This is a genomic window from Microcystis sp. M53603_WE2, from assembly GCF_030065435.1.
Genome location: NZ_JASJFF010000093.1, coordinates 1 through 2766 on the forward strand (window position 1 = coordinate 1; position 2766 = coordinate 2766).

Below are 2766 nucleotides of genomic sequence, written 5' to 3' on the forward strand. Positions count from 1 at the left end.
GGGGTAATGAGCGAAATTTTTTGGGGAAGAGCCTATCTACTAGGTACGGCTACCGGCAACTTCTAAGGATTAGGGAAAAAACCAAAAAGTTTAGCGGCACCTCCTAAAATAGCGACCACCAATGCTATCAGAATCCCTCGATTGGTGAATTCCTGATAGGCAACCCTTGCAGTTAATCCATTGATTTTTTCGTCTAAAGCTTTAATATCTCCCTTGAGTTCGGCCTGTCCTATTTCTACTTTAGTTAACCGGTCTTCTACCTTGTCAAATCTCTCATCAATACGGTTTTCCAGAGAGTCGATTTTCTCATCAATACGTTTTTCCAGAGAGTCGATTTTCTCGTCAATACGTTTTTCCAGAGAGTCGATTTTCTCGTCAAGGCGTTTTTCCAGAGAGTCGATTTTCCCCTCAATCCTTGTCAGGACAGCTTCTAGGGAATAAGTGACAGTTTCGTTAGACATTTTAAGCAACTCCAAAAGTCAAATCTTCAGGGGTAAATGCTGGAGGCTATATTTTACGGAAAAATCAGGGGTCTATAGGCGGACACGGATTCCCATTATAAGAAAATTATAAGTCAAGACTTGAGTTTTTGTCAAGCTTTTTTTTGACGGCAATCAATGGCAAGAATTTCGGGGAAGTATTTAGCCACCGATGCCTAACCGTCCCGCTAAACTAGGGCTTAAAGGAATCAGAGTTGCTAACATTAAAAAGAGCAGTAATAAACCCCAACCGGCGCGGGTGTCATCGGGTTCAGTTAACTCGTTTAAACTAGGTCTTTCCAACTCTCTTTGTAAAAAAGCGACTAAAATTGTCCAATAGAGAGGAATCGGATTACTGGGATTAACTAAGGAAATAATGCCCAAAATGACCAAAGTGGCCACAGTGGTGCGGCGGGCAATTTTGCGACCATAAATAGCCTGAACAATTCTGCCACCATCTAACTGTCCGGCGGGCAGTAAATTAAGGGCGGTAATCACCAATCCTAACCAACCGATAACAGTTAAAGGATGCACGGAGATAACAGCATTTTGTAACTCGTCGCCCAAAACTATCCGCGCTAAAAAACTCACTAAAATTGAACTTTGGAAAAAGGTACTAGGGATTTGAAAAAGGCTGGCCGAATTAGATAAAGTTAGTCCAACAATTAATAAGATTAAAGAAACCAAACCTCCCAAAGCAGGACCAGCGAAAGCTATATCAAATAGGACACTGCGGTTAGGTAATAAAGATTCAAAACGAGTAATCGCCCCAAAAGAACCAATCTGCCAAGTGGGAAGAAAATAGGGTAAACTGAGACGAACATTATGGCGTTTAGCGATAATTAGATGACCGATTTCGTGGGCAATTAATACCGACCATAAACCCAAACTCAGGGGAATTGCTTCTCGATATCTCTGCCAATTACCAAACAAATCAAAACCTAATAAAATTCCCGCCGCTTCTAAGCTGGTGACAATAGTGGCTACTAACAAAACTAAAGAGAGATTTTTTTGAGCAAGAGTGGCAGGACTAGGATCATTAGTTTTGGGAAGGATAATTACCACCGGTTTTTCCTCGGTTCCTTCCACCAGAAATAAACGATATTTATCGCCAAAATGATTACTTAATTTCTGGGTTAAGCGCGAGTGAACTAGATCCGGTTCTCCCCGTAAATTGCCTTTAAAAATTGCCCCTTCCTGAAAAGAGATAGTTTCGGTGGCAAAAAAAGTATCTATCCCAAAAATACTCTGAATAACTTTTAAATCCTCTTCGGGAATTGGCATCACATCCGGCACAATTGCTGTCACCGCTGCCGGGATTTCTAGAGGAGTAACGGACTGGCTAACTGCCTGGTTAACTTTCGGTTCAATTATCTGATTGGTTTTCAGTAAGCGTAAACGGTTGCCCAAATAAATATAGATAATGGTGGCAGCAACCAGTAAAAAGAGAATTACCGCTAGATTGAGATAAATTCCCGCCGCAAATAGCCCGAAAAAAATTAACCAAGGAGCTATGAGTACCAAGGATTGTAACCAAGGTAAAATTCCCAGTTGGCCGTAGGGTTTAGCCCGATAAAAACTCCAAGTCAAGATAGCACCAGCGACGAGGAAAATAACAGCGACCGCAGCAATTTCCGAAGAAATATTAACCATAGGAAAGTCAAAATCAATAGGTTTTTATCAATCAATTTGATTATAAGCTTGCAGGGCAGCCCGTAATTGCCCTCGATGCTTTTGTAACAATTCTTGTCCTGGGGCCGCCGAAAGTCCCGTTTTCTGCATTAACAAAGCCAGTTTAACCCGGCGGCCACTTTTTTCCAGTAAAATAGCCGCTTCCTGACGACTAACATCGGTAAGGTGGCAGATAATCCGCAGGGCGCGGTCATGGAGTTTATGATTAGTAACTGCCACATCGACCATCTGGTTGCCGTAAACCTTGCCTAACATGACCATTGTCCCTGTGGAAAGGATATTTAAAGCCATTTTCGTCACCGTTCCCGCTTTCAGACGGGTGGAGCCGGCCAGAAGTTCTGGTCCAGTCAATAACCGGATATCCACATCCACCGCGATCTCCACCTGTTCGGCGGGGACACAACTAATAGCAATCGTCGTCGCACCCCGCTGTTTTGCCGCCTGTAAAGCCCCATGAACGTAGGGGGTTGTCCCCCCGGCGGTAATCCCCACTACCACGTCTAATTCGTGAATTTCTCGCTGGGCAATAATCGCCGCCCCATCTTCCGCTTTATCCTCCAAATCTTCGGAACTACGCACCAGCGCCGCCGCTCCA

At 43.7% G+C, this 2766-nt stretch carries 3 protein-coding genes; all 3 read right to left on the reverse strand.

Annotated elements, in window-relative coordinates; translation table 11 throughout:
- Positions 1–62: 62 nt before the first annotated feature.
- Positions 63–461, reverse strand: coding sequence for a DUF4164 domain-containing protein (locus PX481_RS02205; RefSeq protein WP_004163221.1), 399 nt, complete (start codon positions 459–461; stop codon positions 63–65).
- Positions 462–641: 180 nt separating this feature from the next.
- Positions 642–2132, reverse strand: a complete 1491-nt coding sequence (locus tag PX481_RS02210; RefSeq protein ID WP_288093483.1) for a site-2 protease family protein — start codon at positions 2130–2132, stop codon at positions 642–644.
- A gap of 27 nt (positions 2133–2159) precedes the next feature.
- The coding region (locus PX481_RS02215) for an N-acetylmuramic acid 6-phosphate etherase (protein ID WP_288093485.1) at positions 2160–2766 on the reverse strand (607 nt) is incomplete at its 5' end.